This window comes from Paenibacillus sp. JT31N11 (assembly GCF_056269285.1).
The window spans coordinates 81,977-101,020 of the sequence record NZ_JBWDNQ010000009.1 but is presented as its reverse complement, the minus strand read 5'-3'; the positions used below and the strand labels follow the sequence as shown (position 1 = coordinate 101,020).

Genomic DNA, 19,044 nt, shown 5'->3' with positions numbered 1-19,044 from the left:
GCGTGAGCAAGCGGAAGCTGTATGCAGCGGATTATGTCTATGCAAACGGATCGTTTCAGAAAGATTTTGCACTCGTGGAGGAGAACGGCGTCATCATGGAGGTTGGACCTTTGCCAGAGGTATCCGCTTCGTTTCCTGATGCCGAGCTTGTCCGCTGGGAAGGGAAAGCGATCGTGCCGGGCACGGTCAATGCGCATAATCATTCTTTTCAAAGCCTGCTGCGCGGCATCGCCATCGATAACCCTTTTCTGGAATGGAGGGATCAAGCGCTGTACCGGTACACGCCGCTGCTTGATGAAGAAGCGATCTATACGGGAGCACTGCTGGCTTTCGGAGAAATGATCAGGTACGGCGTCACGACAGTCAGCGACTTTTTCTATGTTCATAACGGCAGCACAGCCTATGACGAGGCAGTCATTCAGGCTGCGAAGGACGTAGGTATCCGGCTTGTTTTTGCCCGTACGATGTACGACTGGAACGGCGCTCCCGCGGCGTACAGAGAGACGGTGGTGGAAGCGGTGGAACGGACCCGTTCTCTTGCTGTCAAATACCAGGGGGACCCGATGGTTACGGTCCATCCGGCGCCACATAGTCCGCACGCGGCTTCGCCGGAAATGATTAAGGCCGGTCATCGTCTGGCGGTCGAGCTGGATACCCCTTTCCATATTCATGTCGCGGAAGAAATGTTCGAGGTCGAGGAGACGTTAAGGGATTACGGCCTTAGGCCGATTCATTATTTGGACTCGTTAGGCGTATTGGATGAACGGATGATCGCCATTCATTTGGTGTGGCTGGATGATTCGGAGGTCGGGTTGATTGGCAGCCGCGGCAGCTCGCTGGCATATTGTCCCTCCAGCAATATGTTTCTCGCAGACGGTGTCACCCGGATCCCTGACCTCTTGAAATCCGGCGTAAAAGTTTCCTTGGGGACGGATGGAGGGTGCAGCAACAACCGGATCAGCGTATTTGAAGAAATGCGGATGTGCGCTTTGCTGCAAAAGGTTTCCCGGTTGGATGGGACCTGCATCACCGCGAATGACGTATTCCGGATGGGAACTGCAAGCGGCGCCGAAATGTTAAGAGTGCAAGCCGGTTCGATCGAAGCCGGTAAAGCGGCGGACTTCACCGCGCTGAACGTTCAGGATTTGTCGTTGGCGCCAAAACGCGAATTATTTGCGAATATGGTCTATGCTATGCAGCCGAATGCGATTGCCCATGTCGTCATCGACGGCAAACCCGTCTTCAGCAAAGACGGATTACTGACCGTAGCCGAGCAAGACATTAGTTCGCGGGTGAACCGGTTATTCGAGAAGTGGGGCGGCGCATGAATGATCTACTAACAGTATAATTCTATAATCTGGTATTCTACTTACGAATAAAACGAAGCCGCCGAGCCGGTTATGGAGGATCCTATGGACATTACAGGTTTACACGCTGATTGGAAAGTGGAGAAGATCGAGTTCGCCAAATTAACGGGCGAACGAGCCAGAAGCGCGGGGGCCAATGGCAGAATCGGCATTCATGGCAAAAGCTGCACAGTGGACATCGCCAGAATTACGATCGATGGGCAAACGGGTTACGGCAGCTCGATTCAAATGACGCCAGACTGGGCCGAAGACATAATAGGCTGCCGATTGCTTGACTTATTCGACGACCGGGGCAGACTGCGCGAAGCGTATCGTTTGCAATTGGAATATCCAATTCTCGATTGGTTAGGACAGAGACAAGGCAAACCAGTTTATGACCTGGTGTCGGGTGCCCACTTGGAAAGGGGAGCCCCATTGGTTGTCCCCTGCTACGATACCTCTCTGTACTTCGACGATTTGCATCTGTCCGATGAGAGAGCCGCTGTCGCGTTAATGCAAGAAGAAGCGATACAAGGATATGCGAAGGGCCATCGCCATTTTAAGATTAAAGTTGGCCGAGGCGGACGCCATATGCCGCTCCGGGAAGGGACGAAACGAGATATCGCGATCGTACAGGGGATCTCGGAAGTGGCAGGTCCCACAGGCAAAATCATGATCGATGCGAATAATGCCTATAATTTGAACTTGACCAAAGAGGTCTTGGCGGCTTTGGCGGATGTGAATCTGTATTGGCTGGAAGAAGCGTTCCATGAGGATGAAGCCTTGTACGAGGACCTGAAGGAATGGCTCCGGCAACGTGGGCAGAATGTGCTGATCGCGGATGGGGAAGGGCTTGCTTCACCGCATCTTGTCGAGTGGGCGACCCGCGGCCGTGTCGATGTGCTGCAGTACGATATCATCTGGCCCGGCTTCACGCATTGGCTGGAATTAGGCGAGAAGCTGGATGCGCATGGTTTGCGGTCTGCGCCTCATTGTTACGGCAATGCTTACGGCATTTACGCGTCGGGGCATTTGTCAGCCGCCGTGCGCAACTTCGAATTTGTGGAATACGACGACATTACTATTGAAGGAATGGATGTATCCGGGTATCGAATCGAAAGCGGAGAGATTCATATTCCGGCCACGCCGGGTTTCGGGATCGTCTTCGATGATGAACTTGTAACAAACCTTATAAAACGGTCCGGCTGGTCCTTGAATAGCCGATAGTAAGCCATAGAATATAATGATATTGGAGTACGGATATTTCTATTATATGGCGGATAAGCGCTGCTGCGATGCTAAAGCGCTTATTACTGTGGTCAAGTGCAGCGGGGAACGCTTATCAGGTGTCGGGTGACACGAACATTATCTCATTATTGGCCGCGTAAACTGCGGCCTTTTTTGCGTTATGGGATAAAGTTCTTGCCAAATTTGAATGACAATACCCTTATCCCATTCCCGATTTTGACAAGTTGGTTAAATCCCATCTCATGAAGAAGTGGGCCGAATCGGCCATTGCGTACCTCCATTCAAAGCCCGATTCAGTTCGTGCTCCACCGACAGCTAGCTGGCTGCAAAATAGATCAACCAGTAAGTTCTGGTTGATCCCCTAATACGAACGGGCAGATGTCTTCTTCGGAAGGTGTACATGTCTTTTTTTTCAAGTTGACAGATTAATATTATAATATATATTATTATAAATAATAATTTTATAATAACTAATTATAGTGTAAATATCAGAGGAGTGAATGTATGCCTATATTATCAATCATGGGATGAGGAACTTTACGGGATTGGTAGAAGTGGGGAAGGACGAGGCTGCTTCGACAATATCCTCCCCAAGCATGCTCAATTAATCTCGGACCACTTGTCATTTGCGACAGATGAGGAGAAGCTCGAACTTATTCGCGTGCTGAAGAAAATCGGGTATGGTATCAAGAATCGTGAAAGCCATGCTAAAAATGATGGGTCGGATATTTTCTGAAATATGGAATTTATTTTAACTTTATATTTAGGGGGATTTGAAAATGGAAATAGGTGTAGATACGTTTGTCGAAACAACTCCGGATGTTCAAACGGGCAAGACGATAAGTCATGCGCAGCGCTTGCGTGAGGTTGTGGAAGAAATTGTCCTTGCCGATCAGGTTGGGTTGGATATATTTGGGGTCGGCGAGCATCATCGTAAGGAATTTGCGGATTCCGCTACTGCTGTTGTGCTGGCGGCAGCGGCGCCCATGACTAAAAGGATACGCTTAACCAGTTCTGTTTCCGTGCTCTCTGCTGCTGATCCTGTACGTTTGTTTCAGCAATTTGCCACGCTCGATGGTATTTCAAATGGACGTGCAGAGATTATCGCGGGTCGAGGCTCTATGGTCGATGCGTTCCCATTGTTTGGTTATGATTTAAATGACTATGAAGAGCTTTTTGAGGAAAAATTGGAACTGTTAATAAAATTAAGGGACTCGGAGAAGGTAACCTGGAAAGGAGGGCATCGACCTGCCTTTACGAATCTTGGTGTGTATCCGCGTCCGGTTCAGAACCCTTTGCCAGTATGGCTCGGCAGTGGGGGCAATCCGGAATCGGTAATACGAGCAGGGGTACTTGGACTGCCGCTTGTTTTGGCGATTATTGGCGGAAGCCCCTTGCAATTTGCTCCGCTCGTGCCGCTCTATAAGAACGCTGCTGCCCGTGCAGGTCATGATGCATCAAAATTAAAAATAGCTGTACACTCACTCGGGTTCATTGCAGAGAGTACCTCGCTTGCGGTCGAGAAGTACTTCCCTCCCACTCAGGCATCGTTTAATTATTTTGGAAAAGAGCGCGGTTGGGGACAATATAGCCGTTCAAACTTTGATGCCTCACGCAGCTTAGAAGGCGCACTCTATGTAGGCGATCCCGAAACGGTGGCCAACAAAATTATTCACATGAGCAAACATTTAGGCTTCACACGATTTTTCCTGCATTTACCCATTGGCACCATGCCGCATGAGGATGTTATGAAAGCTATTGAACTATTGGGAACGGAAGTCGCACCGCAAGTTCGGGAAGAGATCGCAAGATGGGAAGCTGCGGAAGGGATATCGAGATGATGACAACAGTCGTCTACATTCAACTCGGTCGAACCTCCAGTTGAAATGGGCTCCGCACGCAACTCCGATTCGGAGGATGATAAAGCGGGCGTAACCCTGTAAGGAAAGAGCTTATTGACGTTCTTCAAACTACTGTTTAACTTCAATTTGTCCAGTGAATGATTTGGCGAAAATTTCATAATAATAAGTTTCAGACGACGAACAAGTCTAGGTGAGGAAATTGATTAGTAGTCCCCCTTCACAAACCACAGACCAGGAGGGAAAGTTATGGGGATACTTGATAAAAAGGTTGTGCTGATCACCGGCACCGGTGGAGGTCTCGGTCGCGCTGCGGCGCTGACCTTTGCGCGAGAAGGTGCAAGAGTCGTTGGGTGCGACATCAATGTTGATGCTAACAACGAGACAGTCGAACTCTTACGACGCTCCGGCGGTGAGATGACTGGTATTGCGCCGGTTGATCTCACCAACCCGGAACAGGCGCAGAAGATGGTTGAGGATGCCGTGGCCGCCTACGGCGGGCTCGACGTAGTCTACAACAACGCGGCCATACAATACTTCGGTCCGATGCCCAATTTTTCCATCGAAGACTGGCGGAGAACCATCGCCGGCGAACTCGACATTCCCTTCTTCGTGTCGAAATTCGCATGGCCGCACCTGGTTCAGCGCGGTGGCGGTGTCATCATCAACGTCGCGTCCATGGCAGGAGTGATCGCCGGAGAGACCCCCCCGATGGTCGGGCACAGCGCAGCGAAAGCTGGCGTCATCGCCATGACGCGACAATTCGCGCTTGAAGGCGCGCGCCATGGTATCCGTGCGGTGGCGATCAGTCCAGGGCCTTTCCTAACCCCGGCAAGTGACCGCGACCTCGGCGACAACCAGGCGGCTCGGGATGAGATAACCAAAAAGACGCTTCTCAAGCGCTTCGGTCAACCCGAAGAACTCGTGGAGCTCGCGGTATTCATCGCTTCTGACCGGGCGTCTTACATTACAGGTGCCAACTACGTCGTCGACGGTGGCGCGACCGCTTGGTAGAGCTGCAGGGAGCTCGGTAAAATCGGGACCGCAAAGATGATAAATTTGAGAAATACGTCACTTCTTTCCCTCATATTGCTTTGAAGTTTGTTATAACATATCGGGAACGAATGGTAAAGAAAAATTTTACCAATCGTTCTCGTATAGGTTGTGAATTACCAATTAACGTTACGATAAACGGTTGCTCTAACCGGAAAGTATATCCCGTCGTTCTTTTTCCCTCGCATCAACTCACTTATACGTTTTTAACTAGCCCCTGTGATAACGTTCAAATTTCAAATGTTAAAAAACCATCGCCAAGCATTGGCGATGGTTTTTTTCGTTGAAGGAGAGGTGAAGCATGAGATATGTTTTTTCAATGATGTCATCAAGTTTACTTAAGTGACGCGGTTTGTAAGAAATTGGCCTATTAATTAGGTGCAAACGAGATTCCCACAAATTTCCTCACCCTCAAATTATGAATTTTATGTTATATAAGTTGACAGATTCAGAACGAATAATTAATATGAGAACGATCGATCTAACATACCTGCGCAGGTACTTGAAATTAAATTCCAACAAAGAGGAGCAAAGAATGATGATTAGTAACCAAAGTAAAGCAGGTATGATGCATCGGAATGCCAACAAAGAAAATACGTTCCTATTCCTTACAGACATTAATTCAATATTGGTAAGTGGTGAGGACACAAACGGGGAATTTTGCGTGGTGCATTGTTCGGTTAATGAAAATGATGGTCCGCCACTCCATATCCATAGAGATGAAGACGAATCTTTTTACGTGTTGGATGGAGAATTAGAAATGACACTTGGCAATGAAACTCTTCTGGTTAAAAGTGGAGATTATGTCTTCGCTCCTCGCGGCATTCCACATACCTTTAAGGTGAGGTCAAAAAAAGCTAATTTCCTGGTTACAGCTTATCCTGCGGGATTTGATTCATTTGTAAAGGAACTGGGCGTTCCTTACGTGGAAGGAATGGAAGCGCACATTGAGCCCCCCACTCCTGAGGCGATACAGAAACTAATGCAAGTATCAAAAAAATATAATATTACTTATCCTGGTCTTTAAATTTTCCCAAGCCATATCCATTGCCAGTCATACCAATTTGTTTACACAGAAAGAAGGGATAATCGCTTATGAGAGAATCTTTCTCCAATTCATCAATTTATGATTCCAGAGGCGCGTTAGCACTTGGCGAGCATAAGCTTTCGATCGACGGAGTGGAACAAAGCTATTATGTAGCCGGCAGAGGGCCGGTTTGTCTGGTTCATGCTGGTGGCCCCGGTTTCCATTGGGATTATATGCGTATGCCATTGCTTGAAAAAACAATGACCGTTGTCTATATAGAGCCCATAGGTACGGGGAGTTCAGGGATGTTGCCGGACGGAGATTACAACATGTCGCGGTACGCCTATTACGCCCATAAAGTCGCAGAGCATATTGAAGCTCGGAGACCATACTTCTTGGGACATTCACACGGAGGTTTTGTCGGACTTCAATATGCTCTCGATTATCCGGATGAGCTTGGAGGGCTAATCGTCTATAGCAGTGCTCCGTGTATGGGACCTGATATTGGTATGGAGCAGGTTCGGCAAATTGAGCTCTATGCTCAGCGCTGGCCGGATCGTCCTGAGGCTCAGGATGCGAAGCAGGCTTGGATGGACTTAATAACAGGCGCAGCGCAAGACAGCGAATCGACCCTAAACATTTTACGGCGGTTGTTACCTGCATTCTTCGGTGATTATTGGAACCTCCCGGAAGAAGTCGAGGATTGGAAAGCCAATCTGAATTTTACCTTCGATCCGAATCGGAAGCCGCATACGTGGGATGTTAGGGATGTTTTGCATACGATTCTTGCTCCGGCACTCATCCTGGTCGGAGAAAATGATTTCAACTGCGGCCCACGATGGGCAGCGGAAATGGCTGAGAAAATTCCTGGATCGCAGCTCTATACCTTCGAAGAGGGCGGGCATATGAGTCATGTCGAGAACCCGCAGGAGTTTACGAGAGTAGTGAGCGATTTCATCTCTCGGATCATTATCAGCAAGTAAATATTAAAAGTCTATGAGCACCAGAAATCTTAAGGAGGGCTTTATTAATGATTAAAGGTTTTAAAAAGAGAGCGTATCCGCAAATGGAGCGGATCTTGCAGTAATGGTAACGGAATGGCATTGACTTCGTCCGCCAACCATATTTCCGGTGGAAGGGTGTATGTGGATCTGAAGAGCTTTTCCAGCATTACTGGTATGAATTTCGACTATGACAGCAAGAAACACACTGCATTGATTAATGGAAAAGAAATTAACGTTGTCGAAACGAAGGGAATCCCGACGGTCTATATTAAAAATCAGGCGAGTATGGTATCCGCGAACAGCCTGACCTGGAATGGCAAAACGCACACGGCGCAGCTTAGCTTTAAATCCGAGTTGGTAGTCTTCGGCGATATCGTTTCCCAAAATGCAGGCTGTGTGCTGCAAAACCGTTTCACAGTCGGTGACGGTATCGTTTTCCGAATGAAAGCTCTGAATCCGATCACAGGTATGCTGGCCGAAAATGCGACGCTGCAGGTTCATCTTGGTACAGGCGAAGTGCTTGATATGCAGCTGGGACAACACCCGCCTGATGCCCCGGATGGCGAGAAGTTTTGGAGCGTGAATTACAAAGTGACAGACGCGACGCCGAAAGGTACGCTTAGCTACTACGTCACTGCCGAAACGCCTACCATGAAAGGTGAATATAAGCCGTTTCAAGTTATGCCTTCGCTCATTACGATCGTCGCACCTGAGTCCTTGGCAACGGGAGAACAAGCCAACTAACACATACCAGGAAAAACAGAGAGAAGAGGTCTATACAATTGAAACCGATGACGTATCTGGTTACGTTCCTGAGTTCGATTCTGGTGCTTGTTTCGTCCTTGATAATGCCATCCGTTAATGCGGAATCGAATGGGCAGCCCGTTGCACCGTCCGTTCAGATCGTACAAAGCAAGGGTACCGTCGGAGCTGCCATCCATTTTTCATCGGAAGGCTTGAAGCCGAACGTTCCTGTTAAACTGCTATGGGAAACCGAGCAAGGCAGTTACGATATTAAGGGTCTATACAGTTTTATCGGTCCGGTGTATAAGCCCGAAGTGAACACGATACTGACCGGCATGTCCGATGAACAAGGTAAATAGCAGGGAAGCTTCATCATTCCGAGAGGTTTTGGCGGAGACCATACGATTTATGTGCGCCAAAACAACAAGAATGTCGCGCAGAATAATTTATTCGTAGCCCCGACCTTCCGACTCTCTCCGGAGTCCGGGCCTATTGGTACGGAAATCACGGTACAAGCCGAGGGAATCAGCTATTCGACCATGGAAAGCAACTGGCAATTGTCATACGACAACAAGATGACGGGCTTGATCTCCGCCGTATCCACGAATGGCAGCGCGACTGCTAAGATTCGCGCCTCAGGCCCGGCCGGCAAGCATACGATCACGATTTGGCATGGCTATTTGGGCATGCCGTACATGAACTACACGGAAGCACCGAATGCCTATCTACCTGTTCCGAGCTTCACGTTTAACGTGACGGACGATGCGCCGGTCGTCAAGAATGAAGTTGAGTCCCAGCCAAAGGCGGCTGGCGGAGGTGTGCAAATGCCTGCGCTGACGAATAGGCCAGGCGTATCTGCTTCGCTCAGCCAGTCTTCTGGGCACGTCGGGGATAACGTGACACTGAAAGCGAGCGGCATTCCGGCCAGCAAAACGGTGAACCTTGTCTGGCATACGATGGAGGGCAGCCGAATATCCGGCAAAGATTTCGAGGAAAAGACGAAGAGCCTGGGAACGGCTCAAACGGACGTGAACGGCAGACTTAGCTACGACTTCCCGGTACCTGATGACCTTGGCGGCGTTCCACACCGGATTGAATTGAAGGTCGCGGGCGTTACCTATGCTGAAACTTACCTCTCGATAACACCGTCAATTGCCAAGATCACGCCAACTTCGGGACCTGCGGGCACTGAAATTACCGTTCAAATCAAAGGCGTCGGCTGGACGGAATACGATAACGCATACTACCTGGACTACGACAATGCTTACCTGGGCTATATGTGCGGCTTCAATAGCCAGGGAACGGTAACGTTCACCATTTTCGCTTCCGGAGAACCGGGTTACCACATTCTCGATTTGTATCCCGGGATTTATAAGGGCAAGCAGGCGAACCCTGATGTCTACGTCGCGCCTCAGTTGACTTACGGAGAGGACCATCCGGGATCAGCCATTCCGGCCATCCGGTTAGGTGACACTTTCACAGAATAAGAGGCTCCCGACAATAATGATAAACTGTCGGCTTGGCAAGAATATTGACCGATTAAACTCTGCTTCATGAACGATTTTTTTATTATGGGTACTCCCATGATACGAAGGCGCTTTTCTTTCTTCAACGACAAAATTAATCCATCTACAGGAATGCTAACGGAGGATGAAGAAATTGGTAAGTTATAATGAAGCCATTCGCGAGAACATGATTCTGGCTTTTGAACATTTGAGCCATAATAATCCGCGCATGAAATTTGAACGCACTCTGACCGCCTGCCGGGTCGAAACTGATATTCCGTATCCGATTTTCAACCGCGTATTCGATTATCAGGCTTCCAAAGAGATTGACGTTGCTGAGGATGTGAAAGCCATCGCTGCTTCGTACCATAAGCGCGGAATGGAGTGCGGCTGGCAGATCTATTCCCATGATCGGGATGAAGCCGTAATAGAAGCGCTGCATGCGAACGCGTTTGTCAACGTGGGCAGTATGTCCGGGATGTCGCTTTCCCTTGAAGGCCGGGCGATCAAGAATGCCGAAGTACCGGGACTGCAAATCCGCACCATTCATACGGATGAGGAACTCGAGATATTCAAACGGGTCTTTATTTCCGAATATCAGCTTCCGGATGAAGTGGCAGAGGCCGCTACTCAGATTTTCGCCTATGACCAGGAACGGAAATCGACCCGCTATTACCTTGGCTATTTAAACGACATGCCCGTCAGTACCTTAATGACCTTCAGTCAAGGAGACGTTACGGGGATATACACGGTTGCGACTCTTCAAGAATTCCGCTCAAGAGGCATCGGCGGAGCAATCATGGCCCATGCCTTACGCGATATACATGCCTCAGGAGCAAAGCAGGCGATTCTGCAGGCAAGCTCCATGGGGCAAAGCATTTACCGCAAGCTCGGATTTGAAGAAGAAATCACGATTGACGTTTATTCTGGATAATTTAACGCTTGATTCGGGTCGATTTGCCCGTATTGGCAATAATGACGGAGATAAAGCAAGCACAATAAAACAGCGGAGATCCTAGGCTTTGGCATCAAAGTCCTGGACCTCCGCTGTTTCGTTATTTAGTCATATGTCGGATGACAAGAACTTGGTCCGAATGCCAACGATAAATCTATTAACAAAATTACCCATAACTCAGTTCAAAAGAAAGCGCGATCGCCAAACGGAACTTTTGTTTCCTCAAAAAACCATAGATCACATCTATCGTTTTCATAAAAAAATGATATTGATCTATAATTTTTAATCTAATACAATGAGGCATCAGATGAAAGTTGAGCTAATCGAAAGGAGGACGATAAAGGACCATTTGCTCATTGCGGCATATGGGAGCGGGCATAAAATCGAATCGGAAGATGGATACTAAAATTCATAGATGTGCATCAATTGTAAAGGTATAAAGCATGACGAATCAGCCTTGGTTTGGTTATTGGCCGAACTGGGGCTGACTTATTCTCCAAGGATTTCAGAATTTCCGTATGATGTTGCCACGACAACATAGCACGAATGCACTCTTCATTCGATAAACAATAATTTGTATAGAAAGTGGTGATTATCCATGCAAACCACGGCTGCCATGCAGAAACAAAAAAGTTCTGTTCAATTCTTACCCGTCAATCTATTCGCCTCGGTTATGGGAATTTCAAGTCTGTCATTGGCTTGGAGACAAGCAAGCAAGCTATTTGGCACTTCCCCCGTTATCGCTGATTGCATTGGAATTGTTGCAGTTCTGGTATTTGCCGCGTTAAGCATAGGTTATATTTCAAAATGGGTTCTTTATCCTCAGCAAGTCAAAGATGAATTTACGCATCCGGTTTTAGGGAATTTTTTCGGTACGATCACGATTTCCATTCTATTGCTTTCCTCCGTGATAGGCGCCTACAGTCAGGTATCGGGGCAAGTGATCTGGATCATCGGAATTGTACCCACATTAGCGCTTAGTTTTGTCATCGTTACACGCTTGTTGAACGGCAACCATGAGCCAGGTAACGCGGTTCCGGCTTTGTTGATTCCTGTGGTAGGGACCATTAATATCGCGGTTACCGGCGGGACAATGCCATTCCCATGGGCGCATGAAATTAACCTGTTGTCCCTGGCGATCGGAGGAATTGTTGCATTAGTTTTCCTTTCCTTGATCTTATCCAGATTGATTCATCAAGCTCCACTGCCAGCAGGATCAACGCCCTCCATGATGATCATGATTGCGCCGTTTGAAGTTGGTTTTCTTGGCTATACGAATTTCGAGCAGCGAATTGATCCGTTCGCCTCCATCTTGTATTACTTTGGTCTGTTCCTGTTCATTGTCTTATTCTTCAAAGTATTTAAAAAATCCATCCCGTTTGGCGCTTCCTGGTGGGCCGTAGGCTTTCCAATGGCTGCTCTCAGCAATGCCGCTTTAAAATATGCGATGTTTGTGCATTCCTGGCTGTTAATCGCCATTTCCGCGGTCGTTCTGGCTTTGTTAAGCATCGTTTTGGTCGTTCTCTTTATTCGAACAATAAACATGCTGTTTAAAGGGAGTCTGCTTAAAGGATAATCATTTAACGATCTTAACAAAAAATGATAAGCAAGGACTGCTCTCTGCAGGAGTAGGAATTATAATATTAACATTTGTGTTAATTAGATTCCCTTTTTGAAAAATGTTGGATGCTAGAAAGCCGCCAAAAAAAGATATATAAGCTTAACGGATCACGATAGTGGAGGAGCTTGCTTCGGGCAGCTCCTCTTTCGTTTACCTTTCCCCATAGAGGGAGTATTGCTTATTTCGGGAAGTTCCCCTGGTGTACCAGACGGCATTGAATTTCCCCAATTTAGTAAGTATTGAACTGGTGGCCGGACCTTGATCGGGCAGGATATTTTTTTGAAAATGGATATTGACATTCCTTACCTAACTAAGTTAAACTAACTTTGTTAGGTAAGGAAAACAATAAGGATCGGAGGTTTATAAAATCCAACTATGAGTGATTCTTTTAAACAGAGCTTAAATAAGGAGCGCATTATCCAAGTCGCACTCGAAATCCTAGATAAGGATGGGGCTGCAGGGTTAACGATGCGCAAACTGGGGTCAGCACTAAATATTGAAGCAGCTTCTCTTTATTATCACTTTCCTAACAAAGGAGCTCTGATCCAGAACATCGTCGATTCAATAAGCGCTCGGGCAGTACCTGATGCTGAGTCACAATCATGGTGGGAGGCTTTGTATGCATTTGGGATCAGATTCAGAGAAACTTTGTGCGCACACCCAGGGGTAGTGCAACTGATAGCTACTCATCCGGTATCGGCTGAAGTGGGAATCAAGCTCGCTGCACCACTGGCAATAGCAATGCAAAAATCAAGTGCCAGTGAAGAGCAGGTGCTTTTCGTGATCCAATCTATAGCTGTTTTTGTAATTGGTCATGCATTGGCAGAAGTCGGCAATTTGCCCAATCCGTCAACAGCGCCTCAAAGCTACTACGATGATTGGTTTCAAATGGGTATCCACGGTCTCATTAGCGGCTTTAAGCAGCAATTTCATGAAGAGAGCGAGTAGCAGGGAAGAACGAATACAAACGAGTCTGGAGTTCAAAGGAGGAATATACATGTTTTTCACAATGTTATGGCTGCAGGTTATTACGTTGGTATATCATCAGTTGACAACCAGAATTGATTTCTTTCCTTTTAACGGTGTTCGCAATTATACAATCAAAGAGCGTAAAAATGAGGCTCTAATGAACGGCATTATCATGATCGTCCCCATCATCCTTATATTTACCCAAATGCCTATGCTAATCGGTGTTGCTGCAACCATCTGGACACTTGTAGTTGTAGGCGCTGTGTTGAGCTGGTGGATACCTTATTTTACGGGTCATGCAGTCTATAAAATGCCTAACAATGAAACGTGGACACAAGTATATGAACGTATATTTGCAAAGACCTTCACCATATTGCCTCGTATCAAAAACAATCCTAGGCCGAACGTAGAACATATGGTATTGCATGTTTTTATTGTAGCCTCGGCTATCATGACATGGACGTACGCTCTTCATGTTTAATTGAAAGCAGCAGTTGAAATAAATTTTTGCGCTAACGGATCACGATAGTGGAGGAGCTTGCTTCGGGCAGCTCCTCTTTTGGTTTATTGAACTTAAAGTATGATTGGACCGGATGAGATTATTCCCGAATCGTGTTTGGTGAAAGGACTGACAAGAACCTATCTCGTTCATATAGCAATTCCCAATTTGTGTATATATACAGGATGCGTGGACATAATATTTTTAGCAAACTGCGGTCAAGAACATGGATGGCAAAATCATAAGAGAATAAGATGGGGAGGCGCTAAGTTAATGTCGAATAGAAAAAGCTACTATGCATTTGAGAATCCGTCTGGCACTTCAATTGAATTTCAAGCCACCAGCCTACAACAGGCCATGGTGATTAAAAAGAAGAAGGCCCAAGAACTGGGGATTCCTAAAGAGGCTTTTGAACTCAAAAGCATACGCAAGAAACCAAGCCAAAGCGCATAAGAACATAATCTGATGGAAGTCCGCGGAAATCGCGGGCTTTTTTTAGTAAAGGTTCGTTTTCGAAAAACTGAATTGGATGGATATTTAAAATTTGGAAAGAATAACAATGGATTTACTCATCGAAAGGCAAAGGGGAAGCAAGCAATGAATAACTTTAGAAACGTATATAGAAATCGGTATTATCAAGCCAACGTTACTGCGTTCGGTACAATTCAACTTCACCAGCGAAATCCACTTATAGTCGGCGAAATAGACCAGGCAAAGGCTATTTTAGACGAAAAGCACATATACCTCTATATTCCAGTTTATTTATTTGCAATATGGGACAGTTACCGAGTTGCAATTGATGAAAATAAGATACATCTGTTGGCGAAAAGGGAAAATGCCAAGTACACGACTTTCACGATAAACCCTTTCGGAAATAACTTTTTAGACAAGAAAAAGCCATGGATCGCTTTCGCTTGGTCAATGGCATTGCCAAGTCTCGGACAACTATATATTCATCGACTCATGGGCGCTTTTTTGCTTCTGATTATGACCATAATCGTAATCCTAAATTCAAACCTGGTTGAAGGCATTCACTATTGTCTACTAGGGGACTTTTCGAGAGCGAGAGATATAGTAGATGTTCAGTGGTCCCATTATTTCCCATCGATATATTTCTATGGCATTTATGATTCCTACTCAAATACGGTTGAATTAGTCAAACTTTTTAATTGGGAACAAGCGGACTTTTTGAAAAAACATCATCAATCACAAAATTTTGTACTGCATAAAGGAGAAAAAATCTAATGGACATTCAGTTCTTCGCTACATTTCAGCATTCACACTATGTCGAGCTGGCCATTAGCAAACTAAAAGAAAATGAAATCGATGATATCTACGCAGTTCCACTTGATAACCGTCAAATAGATACAAAACTGCTTGATTCGATACACGGTATGGACGGAACCTCATTAGTAGATATTGGGCTCGTACTTGCCATGATGGGTGGAACCATAGGGGTAGCTAGAGGATTTAATCTTGACTGGGGACCTGTGTTTTGGGGACTAATTGGATCGGCAGTCGGTTTTTCTATTGGTTTTGTATTCGATGTAATAAAGACCCTCTATAAACGGAAGAAGATAAGAACGGCTAAAACTAAACATGGTGAAGTTATAATCATTGTCCAGTGTACAAATGAACAGTCCCCGTTTGTTGAGCAGACCTTATGGAGTAACATGGCACTTGGGGTTGCTAAAACACGAATGCAAGGAGGCGTTGAACGGAAACAAGGACGCTATCAATTACGGGCGTTTAAAATAAACAAAACTGAAAGAAATTAGTGTGAAATTATTTCTCCAGGCTTCTAGCTTGCTACATACATATGTATAAAATATTTCAGCTGGATTATGAAGTCGATTGCCCGCGGACAAAAGCAAACGGCTTATCAGCTGCCGGTAGCCTCAAGCCCTGACAAGCTGACTGCCAGCAGCAAAATAATATGGCGGCTTTTTTAATTTAAGGGGAACAAATTCTTGTCCCGAGCTAAGGACAAAAACTTGTTCCCTTTATACGAATGATGATCTATCCTTTTGTACTAATCGCCAACAAGCGTTTTAGGTTGTCATCAATAAATTTACTATCGGCACTGTTGATTCCGCGACCGGCAAAATGGCCCCAGATCGACTTGATAGGATTAAAAACAGCATTAGGTATAAGCTCAGCCTCGTATTCGTTATCGTCCGCCGTGCAGAAGAGATCCGTGCTCCCTGGCATGATGCAGGCAAGCGCTTTAATGCTTTTGAGCGCCTCATCGAAATCACCGTTATAGGAGGGGTTTGCGCTAATATCTGCAAATTGGCCTGTCCATAACATGGCCAGGACATTGTGCGGATCCATCTTCATAAAGCTTTCTTCCCAGACGCCAGCCACAAAATCTGCCAATGAGTCATATCCCAGCTCACGATAAAGTTGCTCTCTATAAAATGCCTGCGATAAGCCCCATCCTGCATAGACACGGCCAACGGCGCGCATATCTGCAGAAGTCAACTGGTTTAGTTTGTTTGAATCGAAGCCAACTGCAGCCATGAGCGGAGCTTTCATTCCGTCCAGGACCACAGACGTATGGGGCCAGGTTTTTGCAACTCCGGCGAAAGGTGCAATTCGTTCCACCATGTCCGGATAACTTGCTCCCCATTGGAATGATTGAATGCCTCCCATTGACCATCCAACTACGAGAGCGATCTTTTGAATGCCGAATTTTTCGGTCACCAGCCGATGCTGTAATTTAACGTTGTCATAGATGGTTACCTGCGGAAAATTAGCCCGGTCGAATGGGGGAGGCGTGTTGCTGGGAGACGAAGATAATCCGTTGCCCAGCAGATTTGGAACGATAATGAAATATTTCTGCGGATCTAGTGCCATGCCGCTTCCGATCAACCATTCATTCTGAACATGCTGGTCGCCAAAAGCAGTGGGATAGACGATAACATTATCTTTCTTTTCATTCAATCTTCCATAAGTCTTATAAGCAAGAAAAGCGCTCGGTAACGTCACTCCGGATTGCAAGGTTACGTCACTCAAATCAAAAATCTCATAATCCATCGTATTGTTGCTCCCTTCAAAATAAGTCCATACATTTAGAATGTATGTCTTGTGCTTAGTATAGGCCTGTGGTACTTTCAGTAAAAGTGATTAAAATTCAATATAGTATTCAATAATATTGAAAGTAAAAGGGGATAGTATGATGGAATTGCGCCAACTGAATACGTTCCGAACAGTTGCATCAACTTTAAATTTCAGCCGGGCTGCGGAAGCGCTGAGCTACGTCCCCTCCAACGTCACCATGCAAATAAAAGCATTGGAGGATGAACTTGGTGTTCGTCTCTTTGACCGATTGGGCAAGCAGCTCGTTCTAACAACTGCGGGTAAACGCTTTTTAACTCATATCCAAGGCGTTCTAGATAAATTGGATGAAGCTCGCAGCGTCGTTCATGACAATGAAAATCTAAGCGGCACCCTAACGATAAGTGCCAACGAGGTTCTTTGCGCCTATCGGCTTCCTGCTGTCTTTCACCTATTTCGTTCGCGCCAACCGGGAGTGCGTCTCATCTTCCGCTCTGTTTCCAATCAGCAACTCAAGCAAACGCTCTTTGAGGGAACCGCGGATGTCGTCTTTATGTTGGACGAACCCATTCGCTCAACGGGACTTGCTGTGGAACCGTTACTGGAAGAAACTTTCCGCTTTTTCGCCGCTGCAGACCATCCACTCGCGAAACGAACTGTACTACAGCTAGAAGATTTTCACGGAGAAGTTTTCTTGACTAATGAAAAGGGTTGTACCTATCGAACCATGTTTGACCGGGCATTTGAGAAAGAGGGCATTGATAGTATTACGTATTTAGAGTTTCAAAATGCCGAAGCCATTAAACAATGTGCAATTGCGGGAATCGGTATTGCCTTTCTTCCTGAAATAACAGCGGAAACCGAAGTTGAACGGGGAGAACTTGTTGCTCTTCCATGGCATATTCCGGACTTGCACGTGTATACACAGATGTTATGGCATAAAGACAAGTGGCTTTCACCAATCATTTTATCTTTCATAGAAGCAGCAAGGGAGGTTATCGCTATAGAAGAGGATCCCGACATGAAAAGATACGGGGAGCGATAACTCAATAACAACAGCTTGAAGTAAAACGGCAGCATTAAGTTCTTTGTATATAGCAAAAAACCTGTCATGTAGACAGGTTAATGATTCATGGATTTAGCAGTGCCAAGAATATGGAGCGCCTCATTTCTGTTAAAGAAGTCCAGGAGAATACCTGCTGGCTCCAAACCTATTTTGGGCGGTTATTCCCTGAGAGGTCACTGCACAAAATATATATAGCGTATCTCCTGAATTTCACTCTAGCGTCGCGGTCAGACGATCACGCGGTAGTGAAGATGAACAACGCCGCTTTGGAAGCGGCGCTCACCGAGCAGCTCGAGCCGCATGCGGAGGTTGTCCGGCAATGCTCGCTTACCTCCACCCAAGACGATCGGATTAATAAGCAGATGACACTCGTCGATCAGTCCCGCGCTCATCGCCTGCCCAGCAAGCTCGGGGCCGCCAATCGTAATGTCGGCTCCTGAAGACTCCTTCAGCCTCCAGATCGCATCAGGATCGAATTCGCGCTCGATCCTAGTCCTGGCGCTTGAAACCGCCTGAAGCGTCCGGGAATACACGATCTTCTCAGCCGCTCGCCAGATCTGCGCGAATTCCCGCATTACCTCCGGTTGATCGCCGGGCTTGGCGCTCGCCGTCTCCCAGTACACCATCGACTCGTACATTCGACGCCCGTATAGGCAAGTGCCAATCGGCCGCTCGAAGTCAGTCCAGAATGCAAACACCTCGTCATCGGAGATCGTCCACTCTAAATTGCCGCGCTCGTCCTCAATGTAACCGTCCAAAGATACGTTACCAGCGTAGATCAGTTTAGCCATTTCAATAACGCCCTCCAATTTTCAGTTTCCAACGAGACCAAGGCCTGCCCCTCTGAATTTGAACAAAGAAACATCCATTAATAGATTAACACATTTTGGAAGTATTCTGCCCGTTAGCTCAATAAAAAGGAGGCCCCCGCGCCTTCTCTTGGGGCTACGATCTCCACAATATATTCCATTTCCAATTACTAATTAAAGAACCTACGCGCGTAGCATAGCTTACCTAATTGATGCAATAATTGAATATTCTATTTTGTGTTAAAGTAAATTTGTGTTAAGTTTAAATTCATATAGAAA

At 46.5% G+C, this 19,044-nt stretch carries 19 protein-coding genes; 17 read left to right on the top strand and 2 right to left on the bottom strand.

What is annotated here, in order from left to right:
- Positions 1-2: 2 nt before the first annotated feature.
- The 16 genes from AC0YNV_RS26595 (at position 3) to AC0YNV_RS26520 (ending at position 15,608) form a co-directional block, all read left to right on the top strand.
- A complete protein-coding gene (locus AC0YNV_RS26595; RefSeq protein WP_475770732.1) occupies positions 3-1,328 on the top strand; it encodes an amidohydrolase family protein in 1,326 nt (441 codons plus the stop codon).
- A gap of 84 nt (positions 1,329-1,412) precedes the next feature.
- Positions 1,413-2,573, top strand: coding sequence for an enolase C-terminal domain-like protein (locus AC0YNV_RS26590; protein ID WP_475770731.1), 1,161 nt, complete (start codon positions 1,413-1,415; stop codon positions 2,571-2,573).
- A gap of 800 nt (positions 2,574-3,373) precedes the next feature.
- Positions 3,374-4,435: an LLM class flavin-dependent oxidoreductase gene (locus tag AC0YNV_RS26585; protein WP_475770730.1), complete on the top strand. Its 1,062-nt coding sequence runs from the start codon at positions 3,374-3,376 to the stop codon at positions 4,433-4,435.
- 267 nt (positions 4,436-4,702) lie between these two features.
- On the top strand, positions 4,703-5,467 hold the full coding sequence (locus tag AC0YNV_RS26580; protein WP_475770729.1) for an SDR family NAD(P)-dependent oxidoreductase: 765 nt from the start codon (positions 4,703-4,705) through the stop codon (positions 5,465-5,467).
- Between the two features lie 574 nt (positions 5,468-6,041).
- Positions 6,042-6,533 carry a quercetin 2,3-dioxygenase gene (locus tag AC0YNV_RS26575; protein ID WP_475770728.1) on the top strand — a complete coding sequence of 164 codons (492 nt, stop codon included), beginning with the start codon at positions 6,042-6,044 and terminating at the stop codon, positions 6,531-6,533.
- 68 nt (positions 6,534-6,601) lie between these two features.
- A complete protein-coding gene (locus tag AC0YNV_RS26570) occupies positions 6,602-7,516 on the top strand; it encodes an alpha/beta fold hydrolase (RefSeq protein WP_475770727.1) in 915 nt (304 codons plus the stop codon).
- A 114-nt stretch (positions 7,517-7,630) separates the two neighbouring features.
- Entirely contained in the window at positions 7,631-8,281 is a 651-nt protein-coding gene (locus tag AC0YNV_RS26565; protein ID WP_475770726.1) for a stalk domain-containing protein, read from the top strand.
- 38 nt (positions 8,282-8,319) lie between these two features.
- On the top strand, positions 8,320-8,640 hold the full coding sequence (locus AC0YNV_RS26560; protein ID WP_475770725.1) for a hypothetical protein: 321 nt from the start codon (positions 8,320-8,322) through the stop codon (positions 8,638-8,640).
- Between the two features lie 51 nt (positions 8,641-8,691).
- Positions 8,692-9,768 carry a hypothetical protein gene (locus AC0YNV_RS26555; RefSeq protein ID WP_475770724.1) on the top strand — a complete coding sequence of 359 codons (1,077 nt, stop codon included), beginning with the start codon at positions 8,692-8,694 and terminating at the stop codon, positions 9,766-9,768.
- A 163-nt stretch (positions 9,769-9,931) separates the two neighbouring features.
- Positions 9,932-10,720, top strand: coding sequence for a GNAT family N-acetyltransferase (locus AC0YNV_RS26550; protein WP_475770723.1), 789 nt, complete (start codon positions 9,932-9,934; stop codon positions 10,718-10,720).
- Positions 10,721-11,339: 619 nt separating this feature from the next.
- A complete protein-coding gene (locus AC0YNV_RS26545) occupies positions 11,340-12,317 on the top strand; it encodes an SLAC1 anion channel family protein (RefSeq protein ID WP_475770722.1) in 978 nt (325 codons plus the stop codon).
- 420 nt (positions 12,318-12,737) lie between these two features.
- On the top strand, positions 12,738-13,310 hold the full coding sequence (locus AC0YNV_RS26540; protein ID WP_475770721.1) for a TetR/AcrR family transcriptional regulator: 573 nt from the start codon (positions 12,738-12,740) through the stop codon (positions 13,308-13,310).
- 49 nt (positions 13,311-13,359) lie between these two features.
- Positions 13,360-13,812, top strand: coding sequence for a hypothetical protein (locus AC0YNV_RS26535; RefSeq protein ID WP_475770720.1), 453 nt, complete (start codon positions 13,360-13,362; stop codon positions 13,810-13,812).
- A 291-nt stretch (positions 13,813-14,103) separates the two neighbouring features.
- Complete coding sequence (locus AC0YNV_RS26530; RefSeq protein WP_210047043.1) at positions 14,104-14,283, top strand: hypothetical protein; 180 nt, start codon at positions 14,104-14,106, stop codon at positions 14,281-14,283.
- A gap of 12 nt (positions 14,284-14,295) precedes the next feature.
- Positions 14,296-15,075, top strand: coding sequence for a hypothetical protein (locus tag AC0YNV_RS26525; RefSeq protein WP_475770719.1), 780 nt, complete (start codon positions 14,296-14,298; stop codon positions 15,073-15,075).
- Positions 15,075-15,608, top strand: coding sequence for a hypothetical protein (locus AC0YNV_RS26520; protein WP_475770718.1), 534 nt, complete (start codon positions 15,075-15,077; stop codon positions 15,606-15,608). The genes AC0YNV_RS26525 and AC0YNV_RS26520 overlap by 1 nt, the downstream gene beginning before the upstream one ends.
- Before the next feature lie 241 nt (positions 15,609-15,849).
- Here the strand turns inward: AC0YNV_RS26520 and AC0YNV_RS26515 are convergent, their stop codons facing one another.
- Positions 15,850-16,869 carry an alpha/beta fold hydrolase gene (locus AC0YNV_RS26515; protein WP_475770717.1) on the bottom strand — a complete coding sequence of 340 codons (1,020 nt, stop codon included), beginning with the start codon at positions 16,867-16,869 and terminating at the stop codon, positions 15,850-15,852.
- Between the two features lie 142 nt (positions 16,870-17,011).
- On the opposite strand from AC0YNV_RS26515, the gene AC0YNV_RS26510 reads away from it, so the two are divergent.
- Positions 17,012-17,935 (top strand): LysR family transcriptional regulator, encoded by a 924-nt coding sequence (locus AC0YNV_RS26510; protein WP_475770886.1) that lies wholly within the window; start codon positions 17,012-17,014, stop codon positions 17,933-17,935.
- A gap of 248 nt (positions 17,936-18,183) precedes the next feature.
- Here AC0YNV_RS26510 and AC0YNV_RS26505 read toward each other — a convergent pair whose 3' ends face one another.
- Entirely contained in the window at positions 18,184-18,747 is a 564-nt protein-coding gene (locus AC0YNV_RS26505; protein WP_475770716.1) for a dihydrofolate reductase family protein, read from the bottom strand.
- Between the last annotated feature and the right edge of the window lie 297 nt (positions 18,748-19,044).